Annotated in this window: 17 protein-coding genes and 1 tRNA gene; 7 read left to right on the top strand and 11 right to left on the bottom strand. The window is 55.3% G+C overall.

The genetic code is table 11. The annotated features are described in order from the left end of the window. The first annotated feature begins 60 nt into the window (after positions 1-60). From ACR0JE_RS16010 to ACR0JE_RS16000, 3 genes are all read left to right on the top strand, one after another. Positions 61-582 carry an SH3 domain-containing protein gene (locus tag ACR0JE_RS16010; RefSeq protein WP_480864866.1) on the top strand — a complete coding sequence of 174 codons (522 nt, stop codon included), beginning with the start codon at positions 61-63 and terminating at the stop codon, positions 580-582. 103 nt (positions 583-685) lie between these two features. Then, a complete protein-coding gene (locus ACR0JE_RS16005) occupies positions 686-1,675 on the top strand; it encodes an NADPH:quinone reductase (RefSeq protein ID WP_480864865.1) in 990 nt (329 codons plus the stop codon). Between the two features lie 95 nt (positions 1,676-1,770). Then, positions 1,771-1,845 (top strand) — tRNA-Gln (locus ACR0JE_RS16000). Positions 1,846-2,028: 183 nt separating this feature from the next. Here the strand turns inward: ACR0JE_RS16000 and ACR0JE_RS15995 are convergent. The 9 genes from ACR0JE_RS15995 to ACR0JE_RS15955 form a co-directional block, all read right to left on the bottom strand. Continuing rightward, a complete protein-coding gene (locus ACR0JE_RS15995) occupies positions 2,029-3,636 on the bottom strand; it encodes a recombinase family protein (RefSeq protein ID WP_480864878.1) in 1,608 nt (535 codons plus the stop codon). A 20-nt stretch (positions 3,637-3,656) separates the two neighbouring features. After that, complete coding sequence (locus tag ACR0JE_RS15990; protein WP_480864864.1) at positions 3,657-4,070, bottom strand: DUF2924 domain-containing protein; 414 nt, start codon at positions 4,068-4,070, stop codon at positions 3,657-3,659. A 9-nt stretch (positions 4,071-4,079) separates the two neighbouring features. After that, a complete protein-coding gene (locus tag ACR0JE_RS15985; RefSeq protein ID WP_480864863.1) occupies positions 4,080-4,334 on the bottom strand; it encodes a DUF3489 domain-containing protein in 255 nt (84 codons plus the stop codon). A 697-nt stretch (positions 4,335-5,031) separates the two neighbouring features. Beyond that, complete coding sequence (locus ACR0JE_RS15980) at positions 5,032-6,303, bottom strand: hypothetical protein (RefSeq protein ID WP_480864862.1); 1,272 nt, start codon at positions 6,301-6,303, stop codon at positions 5,032-5,034. Beyond that, the gene (locus ACR0JE_RS15975; protein WP_480864861.1) at positions 6,300-7,820 is read right to left on the bottom strand and encodes a VWA domain-containing protein; all 1,521 of its coding nucleotides are present in this window, start codon (positions 7,818-7,820) and stop codon (positions 6,300-6,302) included. Before ACR0JE_RS15975 ends, ACR0JE_RS15980 begins: the two co-directional genes overlap by 4 nt. Next, the gene (locus ACR0JE_RS15970) at positions 7,817-8,797 is read right to left on the bottom strand and encodes a VWA domain-containing protein (protein WP_480864860.1); all 981 of its coding nucleotides are present in this window, start codon (positions 8,795-8,797) and stop codon (positions 7,817-7,819) included. The genes ACR0JE_RS15975 and ACR0JE_RS15970 overlap by 4 nt, the downstream gene beginning before the upstream one ends. A gap of 1 nt (position 8,798) precedes the next feature. Next, entirely contained in the window at positions 8,799-9,275 is a 477-nt protein-coding gene (locus tag ACR0JE_RS15965; protein WP_480544800.1) for a DUF4381 domain-containing protein, read from the bottom strand. Beyond that, positions 9,272-10,216: a DUF58 domain-containing protein gene (locus ACR0JE_RS15960; RefSeq protein ID WP_480544801.1), complete on the bottom strand. Its 945-nt coding sequence runs from the start codon at positions 10,214-10,216 to the stop codon at positions 9,272-9,274. The genes ACR0JE_RS15965 and ACR0JE_RS15960 overlap by 4 nt, the downstream gene beginning before the upstream one ends. A 31-nt stretch (positions 10,217-10,247) precedes the next feature. Beyond that, positions 10,248-11,231 (bottom strand): AAA family ATPase, encoded by a 984-nt coding sequence (locus ACR0JE_RS15955; RefSeq protein WP_480864859.1) that lies wholly within the window; start codon positions 11,229-11,231, stop codon positions 10,248-10,250. A 276-nt stretch (positions 11,232-11,507) separates the two neighbouring features. Between ACR0JE_RS15955 and ACR0JE_RS15950 the strand changes: the two genes are divergently transcribed. The 3 genes from ACR0JE_RS15950 to ACR0JE_RS15940 all read left to right on the top strand — a co-directional run bounded on the left by ACR0JE_RS15950 (position 11,508) and on the right by ACR0JE_RS15940 (position 16,096). Continuing rightward, positions 11,508-13,082, top strand: coding sequence for an arylsulfatase (locus ACR0JE_RS15950; RefSeq protein WP_475158131.1), 1,575 nt, complete (start codon positions 11,508-11,510; stop codon positions 13,080-13,082). Between the two features lie 76 nt (positions 13,083-13,158). Beyond that, positions 13,159-14,136, top strand: a complete 978-nt coding sequence (locus ACR0JE_RS15945) for an HAD family hydrolase (RefSeq protein WP_480864858.1) — start codon at positions 13,159-13,161, stop codon at positions 14,134-14,136. A 10-nt stretch (positions 14,137-14,146) separates the two neighbouring features. Continuing rightward, positions 14,147-16,096: a multiheme c-type cytochrome gene (locus ACR0JE_RS15940; protein ID WP_480864877.1), complete on the top strand. Its 1,950-nt coding sequence runs from the start codon at positions 14,147-14,149 to the stop codon at positions 16,094-16,096. 169 nt (positions 16,097-16,265) lie between these two features. On the opposite strand, the gene ACR0JE_RS15935 is transcribed toward ACR0JE_RS15940, so the two are convergent. Then, positions 16,266-16,943, bottom strand: a complete 678-nt coding sequence (locus ACR0JE_RS15935; RefSeq protein WP_480864857.1) for a tyrosine-type recombinase/integrase — start codon at positions 16,941-16,943, stop codon at positions 16,266-16,268. A gap of 150 nt (positions 16,944-17,093) precedes the next feature. Further along, complete coding sequence (locus tag ACR0JE_RS15930) at positions 17,094-17,186, bottom strand: DUF6552 family protein (RefSeq protein WP_480864856.1); 93 nt, start codon at positions 17,184-17,186, stop codon at positions 17,094-17,096. A gap of 89 nt (positions 17,187-17,275) precedes the next feature. Between ACR0JE_RS15930 and ACR0JE_RS15925 the strand changes: the two genes are divergently transcribed. After that, positions 17,276-19,165 carry an SLC13 family permease gene (locus ACR0JE_RS15925; protein ID WP_480864855.1) on the top strand — a complete coding sequence of 630 codons (1,890 nt, stop codon included), beginning with the start codon at positions 17,276-17,278 and terminating at the stop codon, positions 19,163-19,165. Positions 19,166-19,309 lie beyond the last annotated feature (144 nt).

Here is a 19,309-nt window from a genome sequence, read left to right as displayed (position 1 = left end):
AAAGGCATTGAGTCGACCTTTTTTCGAAAGCAGATCAACAGGCACAAGAGCAGGCAGTCAGTGAGTGGTCCTCTACCGGTGAAACGCCGTTGTTTGGCGATCCTAGCCGCGTTCCTCGTAGCGCTCGGTCCCATTGTGGCCGCCGCAGAGGACAATCGCGGACAGGTTACGAATCTGCCCCTGCCCCGTTATGTCTCGATGAAAGCAGCCGAAGGCAATGTACGCCGGGGTCCGTCGCTGACCCATCGGATTGATTGGGTCTTCAAACGGCGTGGGATGCCCCTGCAAATCACGGCGGAATATGGAAACTGGCGCAAGGTTCAGGACCGCGACGGTGCGGGCGGCTGGGTTCACTATGCGCTGCTGTCTGGCGTGCGCACGGTGCTGATCGAATCCGAGATGTTGCCCGTATACGCCCGACCCGACCCCAACGCCCCCATCAACGCCCATTTCGAAACCGGTGTGGTTGCGCGCCTTGGCAGTTGTTCACTGGATTGGTGCCGGATTTCGGCAGGCGGCTATCGCGGCTGGACACTGAAGTCGAACCTTTGGGGCGTCGATCCGGCAGAGATCAGGGAATAACCGAGCTTTCTCCAAATTGGCTTGGGCAGAAACCCATTTAAGGGGAATCCTCTGGAACTCTGATCTGGCGCGGCTAAGCTGCCCCAAAGTCAGAGGAATCACCGTGAAAGCCATTACATACTCCGCCTTCGGACCAGCCGCAGATGTGCTGAAGCTTGAGGACCTGCCGCTAGAGGCACCGCAGCCCGGAGAAGTCACAGTCGATCTGGCCTATTCCGGGGTGAACCCGTCGGACGTCAAAGCCCGGGCGGGCTCCAGACCGGGCGTGACCAAACCGCCCTTCCCAAAGATCGTGCCGCATAGCGACGGGGCGGGCGTCATTTCAGCGGTTGGAAACGGTGTTCCCGCCTCGCGCGTTGGGCAACGTGTCTGGATCTGGAACGGCCAATGGCAGCGGCCCTTTGGCACCGCTGCCACACAAATCACCCTCCCCGCAGACCAGGCAGTTCCATTGCCTGAACCTGTCTCGCTTCAAACCGGCGCTGTGTTGGCTATACCCGGGCTGACCGCCAGCCATGCAGTGTTCTCGGGCGGAGAAATCTCAGGCCAAACCGTGCTGATACACGGTGGTGCAGGAACCGTGGGTTACCTGGCCGTTCAACTGGCAAAATGGGGCGGTGCCAAGGTCATCAGCACAGCAAACCCCCACGATTTTGACAGGGTGCGATCAGCAGGCGCCGACACCGTGATCGACTATGCCAACGCCGATCTGGCTGAACACATCCTTGATGCAAATAACGGCCAGCAGATAGATCGCATTGTCGATGTCGAGTTCGGCCAGAACGTTGAAACCAACATAGCCGTCATTTCTGAAAACGGTCGCATCAATGCCTTCGGCTCTGCCAAAGATATGACCCCAACACTGCCTTTCTACCCATTGATGTTCAAAGCGGTCACACTGGAGGTCGTTCTGATCTACCTGCTCCCTCCCGAACTCCGCACCGCGGCGATCAAGCGGTTGCACACAGCACTTACGGATGATGCTTTGAAATGCCCCATTCAGCACGTGCTGCCTCTAAGCGACTGCGTACGGGCCCATGACCTTGTCCAAGCCGGCCGCCGCAGCGGAGCCGTTTTGCTGGAAACGCGATGATGCATACGACGGTTACATTTTTTCGCAGAGCCGGTTTTTTTGCCCAAAAACCTCTTGAACCCCGCCAGCAACAATCGTAGACAGCCGCTCACCGTTGGGGTGTAGCCAAGTGGTAAGGCAGCGGTTTTTGGTACCGTGTATCGTAGGTTCGAATCCTACCACCCCAGCCATGGCTTTCCTTGAATTCGCAAACCGTGAAGTTGTGCGCCGATTATGTCGCGTTTTCAGCGGCTTAAGTCCTGCCTATTTCAACTGAGACCCCGGCGTGAGCGCAACAACGGTCACTTTCCGACCGCAGTCTCATTTCGCGCTTCCAGCGGTACGAGTTTGGTGACTTTGGGAGAGTCTGTAAATCAGAGCGCAGCGAACTGCTTGTGCTGTTCTAACCAGATCGCCGGAAAGCCCGACTTGATCAGGTAATCCGTGGTCAGGCCATCAGGTTGTTCGCCAGCAGCGATGGCATCCAGAACATCGGGCGCCAGCATGGCGAGATCGATAACGTCCTGCACTCGGCGTTTTGACGTGCCCTCTTCTTCCGCGATTTCTGAGAACGTTCTGCCATCTATTATCATCGCCAACCAGTGTCGCGCTTTGATGATGTTACGCACTAACGTTTGATCGAACTCAGGCGGTGCATCTCCGAGATGCAGCTTCAGCTCCACCCCCCTGCGACGCATCCGGAATGGCGCTTCGATCGTAAGTTCTTCGGCATCAACCTGATCCGCCCGGTGCTCGATCATTCGAGCAAGTGCCTGAATGTTCAATTGCACCGTCAGTGCCCCCAGTCGGATATCTGCCCGCGCGATCAAACTCAGGCACTTCGCTACAGACTGGCACTCTCTGAGACGCTCCGTTGCTGAGGCAATAGCGGGTGCAGACATATCCCGAGCCAAAGATGTCACCGCGCTTGGTCGGCTCAGATGTTGTCTGACCATTTGGGCCAAAAGGTTTTCAATCTGTTCTGCAGGCAGACGCCACGCATCCGGATGTTTCTGGCTTCGATCCGTCACCAGACGTCCGGAGATATAGTAACGCAGACGCTTTCCATTTTTTCGGCTATGACTGGGCGTCAGCCGATCTCCGGTCTCATCAAAGAGCTTTCCGACGAGCGCAGATCGCTTAGCTTTCTGTTTAACACCGCGCTCGCTTGCTGCGCGATCTGTCAGCAACTGTTGCACCCGATCCCACACTGTTGGGTCGATGATGGCAGGGTGCTGTCCCGCATAGACCTGACCCTTGTGTCGAATGCGGCCCGCATAGATCGGGTTGCTGAGAAGGTGATGGATGTGTCCACGATCGAAGAACGTGCCGCCCGTCACCCGCCCACCCGGGCGTTCCCTTCGGCGCGAACGCAGCCCCAGCGCTTCCGCCTGCTCTTTCACATCAAGAATGCTCTGATGCTCCACATAGAGATCGTAGAGCGTCCTGATGATCTCAGCTTCTGCGCCGTCGATTTTCAGCGTCCTGCCATCCGCTTGATACCCGAGCGGAACGTTCCCGCCCATCCACAGGCCTTTGCGTTTCGAGGCTGCAATTTTATCCCGGATACGCTCAGCGGTGACTTCCCGTTCGAACTGAGCGAAGCTGAGCAACACATTGAGGGTCAGGCGGCCCATGCTGGTCAACGTATTAAAGGACTGGGTAACGGACACAAACGATGCGTCGGCCGCGTCGAGACGTTCGACCAGCTTTGCAAAATCAGCCAGTGAGCGCGTCAGCCGGTCGATCTTGTAGACAACAATCTGATCCACACGCTTGTCATCAACAGCCTGCATCAGTCGCTGCAGCGCCGGGCGGTCAAGATGGCCGCCCGAGATACCACCGTCGTCGAATTGCTCCGGCAGTAACTCCCAGCCCTCATGCTTCTGACTGGCAATGTATGCCTCGCAGGCTTCCCGCTGAGCATCCAGCGAATTGAAGTCCTGCTCCAGCCCCTCCTCCGAGCTTTTCCGAGTGTAGATGGCGCAGCGGATACGTCACATCATTGAACCCCGAAGAAGCGCGGGCCGGACCAGTGTGCCCCGGTGATGTGTTTTGCGATGGCTGATAAGGAGCGCCATGTTTTGCCGTCCATGACGAACCCTCGATCAACCACCTCAACCTGATAAGTGCGTCCGTTCCACTCCCGCAACAGATGTGATCCCGGTTTCAGAGCAGGTGACGGAGTTTTACCCAGCGCGATTTGCTGCAGTCGACGCTCTGTCTTCAAAGACAAGCCAGCCAACTCCCGTTTTTGTAGTTCCCAGATCAATACCCGTTTCATGAATTGCGGAGACAGGTATTTAGGCGGGAGCCGACCAAATACTTCCTGCCATCGATCAAGGCACCTACGGCGATCCAAGTGTTCAATATCAAAAAAATACCTTTGTAAGGTCACGATCCGCGCGCGTAACATCCATGGCGATCACACAGGCTTCACGATCCGGTAGACCGCACCTTTGTCAGATGCTGATCGCTCAACAGTATGTCCCGCCTTGCGCATCATCGAAATCGCTGTGCGTGCTGAATGTGGTTGCCAGCCAAAGGTGTTCTGCATCTGCGCAATCGTGGCACCGGCCTTGCGGGACAGCAGCTTCTGGAGCTGTTGCTGACGCGTCAATTTGTTCCGCGCGGATTTGGCAGGCGATTTATGGATTTCGGTATCAGATGAAGCTGTCATTGTTTCCTCCACTCTTAGAACGCAGGCCAACCCTGCGCCCTGTACTGAGTGGAGCCCGGGGATCCCGGGCGGCTCATCGCACCCTCAGTACCGCTTCCTGGCAAACAAAAGTCCAGTCAGTTTTCGGGAAAATGGGCGGGAAGCGGAAGTTCGCTGCGGGTGCGAGATGGAAAAACGCTCCAATGTGTAGCGGACATTCAACGTGGATGGGATCGAGTTTAAGCAGATGCACAATATCTGGATGGAAGGTAGGCGGCTAAGCGCGCTTACTACTCGGATCCGAAGCGGCGAGCACCGAGAAATGGTAGTAAAGAACACGAAGCTAGATAAATCAGATGCGAACGGTTTCTGGGCCAGGGCGAGTTGTAATTGCTTGGGCAGTTATTGTCCGAGGTGGAGCTAGCCGGCACGGATACACCCTATTTTGGCGCGGCATTAACCGCGCAACGCCGCGCTAATTGCGCCGACGATATCCCCGGCACATTGGCCTTCGCGCAGGTCTACCATTTCTCTCAGTCCGACCAAAACTACTACGTTCACTTGCCCACAGCCACAACAGGGGTAGAAACTGGAGTTAAATGCGCAACACGATGTAGTTCAAGAAGGCAGTGATCCAAACGCCTTTTTGGTTCCGGTTGGTTTAGATCCCGTCGCGTTAGTCCGTCTTGGTGAAGACCTCTGCAGCTGAAACGCGGGTCTAACTACCAGACCATGTCGGATTCAATTGGTGCAGTTGGGGGCTCCGGCGGGCGCGATTAGTTTTACCTCGCATACGGCGGCGTGTGGTTGAGAAACCAGAATGTAGCGTGCGCCAGTGCATGGTCGCTTCCTGAGTCTTTGCTCCGAACCGTGCCTTGCCAATTGAGGCCATGCCCTCGAGAACGACCGAGAAACTTTGTTCAGAAGTACCGGGATAGTATTTCGTCCATGCGGCAAAAGAAGTCGTCAGAGCCGTCAAATCACGTCGCGAGATGGCATTGAGACACATATGCGCGGCGTACCATTCGGTTTGGATAGCGCGCGCTCTCATTGTTGCCAGAAGCGATACCATTTGCGCTGAAAAAGTCCGGATCGCTACGGCAACGAATGCGACCGATCCCAACATAAGCCAAAACACTTTGTGCAATTGCCATGCATTTCCGTCTTGCGCATTGTCAGAAGCTGCGCCGAGAATAGACACGTCAAGTGTCGGTAAGATCGCAGTTTCCAGCTGTTCGGTCTCGATGTTGAACCAATCAAGTGTCACTTCCGGCAATACGGCGGCCCCTTCGTACTGAGCGACATACGAGGTTGTTTCCGTGCGCGTCCCTCGCAGCAGACCCCGGTCTTCTTTCTCGTCGATTTGGGGATCTTTTGGATAGGCGCGTAGGCTGTCCCCTTCGGGTGCAGGAGATAGGCGAGGGATCATGATGGGCGAGGTGCCAGTGATCTTTGCTGTAATGGTCCTAGTCAGAGCCCCTCCAACAGCCATACTGGGATCTCCATCAATCTGTTGCTGGAGTTCGAACCCGCTGGCGATGATCAGTGGATCCAGCCCAGATGCCCCTTCGGGGATGGTGGCAGTGAACGTCAGTTCTGGAAGCGAGCCAGAGAAAGTCACCGGTTCATTTGTGTCCGGGTTGGCATAGGTAACGACTACGTCTTCCGGCGGTAGGGTATAGCTGCCACCTGCGAGCGGGTAGAGGCGATAGCTGCGGCGCACCCCCGACCAGGTTTCACCATCGATATTTTCGCTGATCGGCCCCGAGGAACGCTCGGGCTGACGGACCAGAAGTGACGGAATTTCGACAGCCGGAAAGGTCGGCGGTTCGGGCATCCATGTTGGCACAAGGATTGAAATACGTAGCAGCAGCGGCTGACCGACGATTGTCCTGTCGTTTTCCAACTCGGCCGTAACGCGCGGGTCTTTCGCGATGGCGATGCTGGCACCAATGCACAGGAAATATATCGCGATCAGAGTACGGATCATGTGCCCTTCTCGCTATTGTCGTAGAGGAACCGACTGCGCAGGAAATCCCCCATATCGGTGTCGATGCTGTCGATCCATTGGTCGGGAGACAGCGCCCTTGCCTTGTCCCTAGGTGCATCGACCTGCGTGGTAACTCCACGCTGAGCTTCGTTGTCGAATGTCATGTCATCTGCCCCGATGCCACTTTCCTCGCCAGTGTCGGATTGCTCACGAGTGGTTTCGACCTGTTCGACAATGGCCCAAGCGATTTCGGCGTTTTTGGCAGCAGCAGGAAAATCTGGCTGGCGGTCCAAAGCGGCTTCAAAGGCCTGCGCACCTGCGCGGTATTCGCGGTTGCCGATCCGTGCCAGACCTTCGGAGAAGGCTGCCTCGGCACTGTACAACCCGCTGAATAACTCGGCTGCTTCCTCGTAGCGACCGGCGCGTAGCAATGCGTGACCTTTCCACTTCGGGTCGGTGAACAGGTCGGCGGCTTGTGCGAACTCCTTGTTTCGAAAGGCAATCTGCCCTTGTTGATCAGGTGTCAGAAACCAATCCTTCCATCCATCGGCATTTGCACTACCCGGCATTTGAAGTGTGAAGACAACGGCAAGTGCAGTGCTCCAGCGCATGGTCCAACCGCGGCGGAACCACAGCAAAGCAATGAGTGCAGCAGGCCATAGCAGCACCCAGCCGCGATCGTCCCATTCCAAACGCTCATCGTTCAGCTGTGCCGCTTGTTGCACCGAGGTTAACTGCCGTTCGATCTCTGCGATATCCCGGTCATCGGCAGTTAATCCAACAGCCGAAACGTCTGCGAGCCCGGTGATCTGGGCGGGGATTTGCCCGGAAGGCACGGCAACCAACATCGACACAGGCGGCTGTTCAGGGTCGTTATTCATGAACGCTGCAACCGTTGCCGGATCAAGGTCATCCAGCACAAAGAGGATCGCACCGGGCGTTTCTGCAGCCTTCAGTATTTCGCGCGCTAAATCCAATGCGGCAGCGGCATCATCCCCTTCAACCGGCATCACCTTGGGGTCCAGCCCTTGCAATAGCGGGCGCAGTATATCTGGGTCTTCGGTTAGCGGTGCGACCCGATGCGCGGTGCCTGCATAGGCCACAAGCGCAGTACGCGCGCCAGCCCGCGCAGCGATCAGATCCAAAATCTTGAACCTCGCTCGGTCTAGCCGAGTGGGTTCCAGATCGGTATCCTCCATCGAAGACGTTACCTCCAGCGCCACCACAAGAGGTGCGGTTTCCGCGACTAGCGGGTTGGGGGTGCGGTTCCATGACGGACCAGCTGCGGAGAGTACCAGTAGACTCAAACAAAGCATGACGCTGTCAATTGGTTCAATACGCCGCTGGGCGTTTGAACCGACCTGCAGAGCCTTTGCCAGATGCGGGGCGATATGCCGGGTGTCATGTCTGTGCTGTCCGGGTTGTCGCCTTGTAATGTACCAAAGCAGCACAATCGCAGGTAAAAGCAACAACCAGAGGGGACGAAGGAAGTGGAAAGCATCAAAAAAACTGGTCATGCCCGCCTCCAAGTCCGTGAAGCGAGCAGAGCAACAAGCGTTGCTATCCCCAGCAAGGCGGCGAGCAGGCTGGCCACCCAAACGAGCGAATAGGTCGGCCGATAACTGGTTTCTTCGACGATCCGAGGTGCCATGGCGTCGATCTGCTCATAGATTTGCGACAAAGCTGAGCTGTCATCGGCATAGAAGAAGGCGCCTCCGGTGCGGGTCGCGACATTTTCCAATGCTGTCAAATCGACCCGATCTTCGCCTGTCCCTTCGGGGTCGCCCACGCCGATGGTTTGGATGACCACGCCTTTGTCAGCGGCAATCTCCGCCGCATTAACTGGCGAGACCCGGCTGTTGGTGTCCGCACCATCGCTGAGCAGGACGATCAGACGCTCATCGACATCGCTGCTGTCGAACATTCGGATTGCCAGACCGATTGCATCTCCGATGGCGGTGTTTGGCCCGGCCATACCCACCTGAGTCTGATCGAGGAATCCGTCAAGGCTTTGCAGATCTTCGGTGAAGGGAGCCTGTACGAAAGCGCGTGTGCCAAAGACAATCAGAGCCATACGGTCGCCATCGCGCTCTGCGATGAAGGTTTTGAGCACATCGCGTACAGCATCCAGCCTTTGCATCCTTTGCCCGTTTGCGCCGATTAAATCCCGTTGATCCATGGAACCCGAGATATCGAGGGCCAGCACAACGTCTCGCGCCGATTTTTTAATCACTATGGGATCGCCCAACCGTTGAGGTTGTGCCAGACCGATCACGATCATTGTCCAGACCAGTAGTGCAGTGATGATCTGAACTCTGCTCCGATGCAGCACTGTTGCACCTTGCTCTGGTGTAGCACCCGCTGCTTCTGTCAACTGCCGGAAAAAGGGGATTCGGATCGCCGTGGCCTCTTCACGGTGTGGCGGGAGAAACCGCCAAACCAGCCAAGGTAGCGGCAAAAGGATCAAGAGCCATGGATACAATAAGTTGATCACTTCAGACCTCTTGCTTCGGCTGCTTGTGCGTCACGATCCAGTCGTGCGCCAAGCGGGTCAGCTCTGGAGAAGCCGGGACCGGGCGGTAGGGAGCTTGCGCAACGATGCGTCCAGGGCCATTCGAAAACCGGTCGTTGTCCATGGTCTGGTCGAGAAAGTATAGCCAGTCTTTGCCAGTCATTCCTGCAACCTCGCCGCGTGGAAATCCGCTCAATGCAGTGCGGCGTAGGATATCGGCGATGCAAGCCGGATCATCCTCTGCTTTGGCCAGCGCGCCCAAGGCTGCACGGCGATAGGCGTTGGCTTGGCGGTGTTTGATGGCCTGCCGGATCAACCATCCGGCCAACAGCGCAAGTGCCATCCCAAGCCAGGCCCACCCAACAGTTTGAGGCATCATCGAGATTGGTGAAGGTTGCGGCGCGGGCTCCAAGAGGTCGATCAACTCGACAAGGTTGAGGCCGTGCAGATCCGGGTTCATGACGCCCCCAACAAACGAGAGATTTGATCCAGCGCAGGGGATTGCGTCGACAACGGCAGGAAGGGCAGTTGGTATTTCTGCGCCCAGCCGCGGATATGCGCCAGTCGGTCCTGTGCAAAGACTTCTATTTGTTTGTGAGTCTCGGCAGTAGAAGTGTCGATCTCTGCCTGCAAGGTACCGTCCGATATAGCGAGGCGTGTATTTGCAGGAATATGCGCAGCCATCGGGTCGGCGATGTTGAACAGCATCACGTCATTGTGCCGGGCGAGGTTGCGGATCAAAGGCTCGGACGCGGCGTCAACACCGTCGAAATCGGAGAAGATCAGTATCAGATAATTTGTCTTGGCAATCCGGAGCGCGGAGCGCAACATTCGGTTGAATACGTTGGGCCGAACGACCCGACTTCTGGCCGATAACCGACTGTTGGCGTCAGCGATCGAGGCTAGCATCTGTCGCACGGACAGGGCCGAGCGCACGGGCCGGTGTTCGGCTACAGTGTCGTCCGAGAAGACCAACCCGCCGACCCGATCGCCTTGCGCCAACAAAAGATGCGCAGCAATGGCGGCGGCCTCGGCAGCGATGACGGATTTCATGTAGACTTGGCTACCAAAAAACATCGATATGCGTTGGTCTACCAGCAGCAGCGTTGGGCGGTCGCGTTCTTCGGTATAGACCCGGACATGGGGCGTGCCCGTGCGTGCTGTTACTTTCCAGTCCAGAGTACGGATATCATCTCCGGGCAGATAGGCGCGCAGTTCTTCGAAATTCAGCCCCCGGCCGCGCAGTTTCGAGGCGTGGCGACCGTTCAGAACGGAATTCGCAGGTTGCCGAGGCAGAAAGGTCAGTCGCGAGGCACGTCGTCTGAGCGCGACTAACTGGTGCAGGTCGACATGAATACGGGGATCATGCCCAAGCTCTGTAATCGTTGCCGTTTGCTTCATTGGCATAACATCCTCGGCCGAAGGCCTGTCATCATGGTAGGGCAACCAGTTTGATGATCTCGTCGGTCACATTATCCTGCGACAGACCAGCGCCCTGCGCCTCATAGCTCAATGTGATGCGATGGCGGAATACGTCATGGGCAATGGCTCTGACATCGAGCGGATCGACATAGTCTCGCCCGGCCAGCCAAGCGTGCGCGCGGCTGCATTTGTCCAGAGCGATCGAGGCGCGCGGGCTGGCACCGACCTCGATCCAACTGGCCAGTTCTCTGCTCAGGGTTGCGGGGGTGCGAGTAGCGTACACCAGATCGGCAAAGTAACGCTCCATCGCATCCGCGACGTGAATGCCGGAGATTTCCGCGCGCGCATCAAAGATGGCCTGCTGCCGAATGGCGGAAGGCTTGGACGCGCTGGGTTTTTTGGGCTGATTGGTTGACTGTTCCTCGCCCCGGACCAGTCGGATGACCTCAACCTCGTCCTCAACCGGGGGGTAGGTGATATTCACGTGCATTAGGAACCGGTCCATTTGTGCTTCGGGTAAGGGATAGGTGCCTTCCTGTTCGATAGGGTTCTGCGTAGCCATGACGATAAAAAGGGGTTCCATCGTATGTGTCGTTCCCGACACCGTGACCTGGCGTTCCTCCATCGCCTCCAGCAGGGCGGCCTGCACCTTGGCGGGCGAGCGATTGATTTCATCGGCCAGCACGATATTTGCAAAGATCGGCCCCGGCTCGAACCGGAATTCGGACGTGCTGCTGGCCTGGACGTATACCTCGGTACCGGTGACATCCGATGGCAGTAAATCAGGCGTAAATTGGATGCGGCTGAACTGCGCGTCCAGATTTTTGGCCATCGCTTTGACGGCGCGTGTCTTGGCCAATCCGGGTAACCCTTCGATAAGCAAGTTGCCGTTGGCCAGCAAGCCGATCAGCAAGCGCTCGACCACCTCGGTCTGACCGATGATAGACCGACCCATCCTGGCTTTGAGGTCGAGGATCTGATCATGTGCGGACATGGGAATACTCCGTCATTACCCTGAACCAATTTTACACTCGAAGCTGAAGGAGACGCACTTCCACTCAATCTTTGAGAGCATTCGAAAAACACACTCCTCTATTTAAAACATTGAATTAAATCGGCTTTCCAACCATCCAGAATATGGCAGGAGTTGAACCCCGAACGCGGTTCAGACTAATTTGAGCAATTCCATAAATCAATTTTTTAACACAAAGATTCAAATTTACGTGTAAGCTGTAAGGGTTCCCTACTACTCATAAAAAGGTTTGAAAACATGTTTGCAGCCTTTGAGCCCCGGCGCATCATCCGGCCATTGACAACTTTCACCTGCGCGATTTTTCTTGCCGTTTCCGCCACTGCGCAAGAGCAAAAGCCCAATATTCTTGTCATCTGGGGTGACGATGTTGGCCAGTCCAACATCTCGGCCTACACGATGGGTCTAATGGGGTATCACACGCCGAATATCGACCGAATCGCCGATGATGGCATGATCTTTACCGACTATTACGGCGAGCAATCCTGCACGGCTGGACGGTCTTCATACATCATGGGGCAGTCGGTGTTTCGGACCGGTTTGTCCAAGGTGGGCCTGCCGGGCGCCGATCTCGGGATGCAAGAGGAAGACCCGACAATCGCGGGGCTGCTCAAAGCCGAAGGCTATGTTACTGGTCAGTTCGGCAAAAATCACCTGGGCGACAAGGATGAGCATCTGCCGTCCAACCATGGTTTCGATGAGTTTTTTGGCAATCTTTACCATCTGAACGCCGAAGAAGAGCCCGAAAACGAAGACTATCCCGGCGATCAGGTACTGGCTGATGGCCGCACTTTCCGCGAAGCCTATGGCCCGCGTGGCGTGATCAAGTCCAAGGCCGATGGCACGATCGAGGATACGGGCCCGCTAACCAAGAAACGCATGGAAACAGTCGATGACGAAACTGTTGCCGCGGCTATCGACTTCATCAAGCGCTCGCATGAGCAGGGGCAACCATTCTATGTCTGGTGGAATGGTACGCGGATGCACTTCCGCACTCATGTGGCTGATGACCGGCGTAACCCGGGCAACGACGAATATACCGACGGGATGCTGGAACATGACATGCATGTTGGTCAACTGCTGGACCTGCTGGATGAGTTGGGTATCGCCGACAATACCATCGTTCACTATTCAACCGACAATGGCCCGCATATGAACACTTGGCCGGATGCCGCGATGACTCCGTTCTGGGGTGAAAAGAACACCAACTGGGAAGGTGGCTGGCGGGTGCCCTCGATGGTGCGCTGGCCTGGTTTGATTGAGCCTGGCTCAGTCTCGAACGAAATTATGCACCATATGGACTGGCTGCCGACTTATCTGGCCGCTGCGGGTCGTGACAATATCAAGGAGGAGCTGATTCAGGGCGGTGTTCAAGCCATCGGACGTGAATACAAGGTGCATCTGGATGGTTATAACTTCCTGCCCTATTTCAAGGGCGAGGTGGAAGAGGGACCGCGCAAAGAGATTTTCTACTTCTCGGATGACGGTGATCTAACGGCGCTGCGGTACGACGACTGGAAGCTCATTTTCCTTGAGCAGAAAGCATGGGGCACTCTGCGCGCCTGGATGGAACCATGGACCGAGCTGCGCATCCCCCTGATCATCAATCTGCGCCGTGACCCCTATGAGCGCGCCTACCGGACTTCGAACACCTATTATGACTGGTTGCTTAATAGGGCCTATTTCCTTGTCCCAGCACAGCAATATGTGGGCAATTTCCTGGCGACATTCCAGGAATTCCCACCACGCCAGAAAGCCGCCAGCTTCAATCTGGAACAGGTGATGGAAAAGATGACCGCCCCTGTGGGCGATTGATCCTGAATATTGAACCGATCCGGGCCGCCACAATCGTGGCGGCCTGTCTTCTTTGACCCTGCTAAGGTGCCAATTCATGCTCAGGTATTTTCTATTCCTTTCGCTGTTTTCCATCACTTCGGTTGTATTTGCAGACCCTTTGCCATCCTGGAATGAAACAGACAGCAAGGCGCGGATCATCTCGTTTGTTGAAAGCGTCACCGACCCCAATTCCGATGGTTATGTTACGCCGACCGACCGTATTGCGGTCTTTGACAATGACGGCACGCTATGGGGTGAGCAGCCGGTATATTTCCAACTGATCTATGCGGTCGAAGCGTTTCAGAAAATGGCGCAGGATGACCCTGAAGTGGTCAAGTCTGATGCGCTCAAGGCTGCTGCTGCAGGTGATTACAAGGCTCTGGCTGAGGGTGGCGAAAAAGCCGTGATCGAAGTTCTAGAGGCGACCCATAGTGGTCTGAGTGTAGACGATTTTCAGGCAAGTGTGAGCGACTGGGTTGCCACCGCAACTCACCCGGTTACGGGTCTGCGTTACGACCAGATGACTTACCAGCCGATGGTGGAGTTGTTGCGTTATCTGCGTGACGAAGGGTTCAAGACATATATCGTCTCTGGTGGTGGGATTCATTTCATGCGGGTCTTTGCCGAGGCCGCCTATGGCATCCCGACCGAACAGGTCATCGGCACCTATACCGAAACCACCTATGAGGTGATCGACGGTGTTCCTACCATCATCAAACAACCGGCAATCGGTTTTGTTGACGATAAAGAAGGTAAGCCAATCAATATCGACCGGATCATCGGGAAACGACCGATCATTGCTGGTGGAAACTCGGACGGCGACTATGCGATGATTGAATGGACCACCGCGGGCGACGGACTTCGGCTGGGCCTGATCGTGCATCATACGGATGGTGAACGCGAAGTGGCCTATGCTTGCGACAGCCATATTGGTCGGCTGTGCGATGGGCTGGAAAGCGGTCCTGATCTGGGCTGGCTCATCGTCGATATGGCCAGCGATTGGTCGCGCATCTACACCGGTGTGAAACAGTAGCGGGAAGGATATAAAGATAGCCATTCGTTTATCAGCGCCCCTGATCAGATGGGTTGCCATTGCTGGAACAACCGTTCTGGGGCTTCCCACCGGATCATCCGCTCAAGAGCTTGAATATGTAGGCTCTTCGCAATGCACCAAGTGCCATACCGAAGCCGCCGCTGCGTGGAGCGGTTCGCATCACGCGCTGGCATGGAGCGCTCCGGAGCCGAATACGGTGATTGCAGATTTCGATGGCACCTCCTTCAGCCATGATGGCATGAACGTCCGTTTCAGTACCGACGGAGTGCAGTATCGCGCCACCGTCACCGAAAAAGACGGTCTCACAACTGAGTACCCGGTGCATTCCGTCGTGGGCATCGCTCCGCTTCAGCAATACCTGTTCGAAACTGAGCCAGGCCGGCTGCAAAGCTTCGACGTGGTCTGGGACGTGGAAAACGAACGCTGGTATCACCTCTATCCCGATCAGGACCTGCCGCCGGATGACGGATTGCATTGGACCGGGCCTTACAAAAACTGGAACGCTCGATGCGCCGAATGTCATGCTACCGGGTTTGAGAAGAACTATGATCCGAACACGCGTACTTACGCATCAACCCACGCTGAAATCGGTGTTGGTTGCGAAGCCTGCCATGGTCCCGGCTCAGCTCATCTCGACTGGGCCAAAGGAAGCGAACTTACCAATAGCAACGGGCAATTGAACACGCTCGGACTGACTATGGATTTCAACGCGGGCGCGGAGGCGACGATCCAGCAATGCGCCACGTGCCATTCTCGTCGTGAGGCGTTTGGAGACGGTAATCCGCTGCCTGGATCATCGTATCACGACAACTACAACCTCGCGCTACTGCGACCTGGTCTTTATCATTCGGACGGCCAAATATTGGACGAAGTCTATGTCTACGGTTCTTTTCTGCAGTCTAAAATGTATGCCAGCGGCGTCAGCTGCACCAATTGTCATAACGCACACTCTGCAACGCTCATCGCCGAAGGAAATGATGTATGCACCCAGTGTCATTCGCCAGCAGGGCGCGAAGAGTTTCCTGGCCTAACACGCGCGCTCTATGACGATCCGGCCCACCACTTTCATCCTATGGGTTCGGAAAGTGCAGAGTGCAAAAGCTGCCATATGCCAGAGCAGATTTACATGGGCGTTGATGGGCGCCGGGATCACGGATTTCGCATCCCACGACCAGATCTTACGGTAGAGACAGGGGCTCCGGATACTTGCACCGATTGCCATACGGATCAAACCTCCGAATGGGCCGCAAAGACTGTAGAGGCTTGGTATCCGCAAAGCGTAAATCGTGATGTACATTTCGCGCAGGTGTTCGCTAAGGCGCGCACCAGTTCGGGTGCGGCTAGCAATGATCTTACCCAGTTAGCACGCGACACCGCCCAGCCTGCGATTGTTCGTGCAACAGCCTTGTGGTTGTTACAGCAGGACATGGCGGAGGATGTGAGAGATTTGGCTCTTGGACAGTTGGATGATTCCGATCCTATGGTTCGCGCCATTGCGGTGGGCTTGCTAACTGATGCCAACGAAAACGAGCTTTCAAAAATTTTGCCTTTGTTGGAGGATCCGTTCCGGAAAGTCAGGATTGCAGCAGCGCGGGCAATGCTGTCAGCGAATGGATTGCAAATGTCTCGCCAGGAACAAGAGCGATTGCAACAGGCCATGACCGAATGGAGAAGCTCGTTGCTCAACCGCGCAGATTTTCCAGAAACTCACTTGGTTCTGGGTGGGATGGCCTTGTCGATGCGCAACTTAGCTGCCGCACAAATGGCTTTTGAAGAAGTAACTCATCTCGATCCACAACGTGTCGATGCGTGGGTGATGCAGGTACGTCTCGCTGCCGCGACAAGCGATTTAAGTGCTGCAAGGCAGGTACTAGACCGCGCGCTTTTGATCAATCCAGATGACCCTTCGCTTTCTGCACTAGCTTCGGGTCTGCGATGAAAAAGAAGGGTGACGTGTATTGATCAGTTGCAGGATAAGCCTGATCCGTTTTGCGAATTATCGGCTCGATTTCAACTTGATACCTTTGGTGAGGTGATATTACTAAAAAAATCGCGCGGTACATCTATGACCGCTTATGAGATGCTATAATGCAAAGTCCAAACTGTAGTTAACGGCTGCTAAGGGCCGCCCTCGAAGACGGCCCGAATTTACTAGATTTTTCAATGGCCTCGGCGATTGCTAGCGCGTCCTCAAGTTCGACGCCCAGATATCGGACCGTGCTGTCCATTTTTGTGTGACCGAGCAGTAGCTGAACCGCCCGCAAGTTGCCGGTTTTTTTGTAGATCTGGGTCACCTTTGTTCGCCTCATTGAATGCGTGCCATATGCGCTCGCTTCCAGACCGATCGATGTGACCCAATCTCGGACGATCCGTGCATATTGGCGTGTCGAGATATGAAGACGCTCATGGAAGCGACCCGGCCAAAGGTACTCAGAGCCGACCATGAGTTCATCCTCCATCCACTTCTCTACCGAGGTTCTTGTGCCTTCGGACATTTCAAAACGCACCGGTTTGTGCTTTTTGCTTTGCAACACGGAAGCCCGTTCTTTGATCTGGCCAGATGCCATAACGTCGACGACCTTCATCGTCACCAGGCCGCAACCTCTCAGCTTGCTGTCGATCGCCATGTTGAAAAGTGCGAGGTCGCAATGATTTTCTGCCAATTCAAGTCGAACACGGATCGCCCAGACATGCTTTGGCTTCAGCGGCCGTTTCTGGCCAACGATACGTCCTTTGTTCCAGGCTGGACGAAGCGCGCGAATGGCCGGTAAGTTTGGTGTTTCCATGACTGATCCTCCGATCCGCCATGCCCTCCACACCGACAACCCGACGTTGACGAGGTAACATATCACGCGATTGCTGCACCGCCTCCGAGGTTTGCTGTGAGCCCACACATCCCATATGCTGCGCAACACCCGAATGGCTGTTTGCGCTCATCAGACCCTTGCCATTCCGGCAGTGATTGCGCCCAGGGCGACAAGGTGGACAAGCATGAGCGCCTCGTCATTCCATAAACGTGCGGTGAGCATCGGCTTTTTGGGTTTTGGCCTTATCTGTCGCGCAGAATTGGTCCTTCGTATTTGTTGGTAGTCAGGTAACGTTTGATTGGGAGTACGATATGGAATTGCCAACACTGACGTACGAAATGGTAGCCGTACTGAGTCTATTGTCTTTTACGGTCTTACTTTTTGTGACCGAGATTATACGGATCGATGTTGCAGCAATTCTTGTAATGGTTTTGCTTGGTGCACTGAGCTATCTACCGGGGTTAGGAAATCTTGCCGATGTATCCAGACTCTTTGAAGGTTTCTCCTCGAACGCTGTGATGTCCATCATCGCAGTTATGGTAATTGGGGCAGGGCTTGATAAGACTGGACTTATGTCAAAGGTCGCGGCCTTGATCCTTAAGAATGGTGGCACGACAGAGGCTCGGATAATCCCCATAGTATCGACAACGGTTGGTATCATCAGCTCTTTCATGCAAAACGTCGGAGCTGCCGCGCTTTTTTTGCCTGTTGTTAGCCGCATCTCTGCACGTACGGAAATCCCGATGAGTAGGTTGCTAATGCCCATGGGGTTTTGCGCGATACTGGGTGGTACCATCACATTAGTTGGGTCGTCGCCCCTCATCCTGCTGAATGACCTGATTGTTTCGGCAAACTCATCCCTTCCAGCTGACCAACAAATGGAGACATTTGGGTTGTTTTCAGTCACGCCTATCGGTGTGATGCTGGTGCTGACAGGGGTGCTTTACTTTGTGCTCTTTGGTCGTTGGGTCCTCCCAGCGCAGCGGGAGCGTGGAGAAGACGCAAGCTCAGCTCGGTCCATGCAAACATATGTCGAAAATACCTATGGGCTTCGGGCCGATATGTTCGAGATACGTGTTCCTGAAGGCTCTATAATCATCGGGCAAACGCTTGCGGATCTAATGGTCGCCCATAACATGTACATTCTTGGCACATCCTATCGCGGCCACAAAGTCATCGCACCGATGGCTGATACCAAGATCGAAGCCCCAGCACGGCTTGCAGTGCTTGGCCTGCGCCGTGTGGTTGAGTATCAGTTCGCTGAACCCTACGGCTTAGAGATCCTACCCCAACTAGATGTCTTTGCAGATGATTTCGCCGCGACCCAATCGGGGGTTGCAGAGGTCGTTATTCCGCCCAGTTCTTCGGTGATCGGCCAGACTCCGATTGATTTGCGTCTCCGTCAGACACATGGTTTGTCTCTGTTGGCCATTCAGCGCGGCGAAGAAACACTGAGCCATGTAGAAACCGAAGATCATTCGGCCACGCATATCGGGCAAGTTCCTTTGCAAGCTGGCGATACGTGTGTGGTGCACGTGCAGTGGGACCGTCTAACACTACTGAAGTCAGACAGGGATTTTGTCGTCGTAACTTCGGACTTTCCCCAGGACGAGCTACGGCCACACAAGGTTGGATGGGCCCTCGCCTTCTTCCTGATAGCGTTGAGCTTAATCCTGTTTTCCGATCTGCGCTTGTCATTATGCCTATTGATTGGCGCTATTGGGATGGTGTTGAGCCGGGTGCTCTCGATAGACGAAGCCTACGAGTCGATTAGTTGGAGTACAGTTTTTCTGCTCGCTTCGCTGATCCCGTTGGGCCAGGCAGTTCAGAACACCGGTACTGCGGATTGGATTGCAGCCCACGTGTTGGCGCTCCTAAAGGGTTGGCCGATATGGTCGTTGCAAGCAGGAATAGCCGTTCTGGCAACTGCTTTCACGCTGGTCATGTCCAATGTCGGCGCTACTGTCCTGCTGGTGCCGCTAGCAGTTTCCATCGCCATATCGGCGGGTGGTAACCCGGCTGTGTTTGCTCTCACCGTAGCAATTTCAACGTCCAATTCATTTTTGATCCCGACACACCAGGTGAACGCGTTGATCATGGGCCCAGCAGGCTACCGGGTGGTAGATTTTGTTCGCTCGGGCGGAATCATGACCCTACTTTTCTTGGTTGTCTCAATGATTGGACTTGCGCTTTTCTTCTGAACCTTTTCTCGGTGATCAAAGATGCATCCCTAACAGCCGCTCTCAGGACCCTTGAAGCCGAATGCTCAGCAGGTACGCCATGTCTGCTTTCTGCCCAAAGCGGTCATTGAATATCTAAGATATCCGGACGACTGGGAGATAGGA

The sequence above is a fragment of the Ruegeria sp. H3 genome (assembly GCF_056533095.1).
This window is presented reverse-complemented; position numbering and strand designations above follow the sequence as displayed.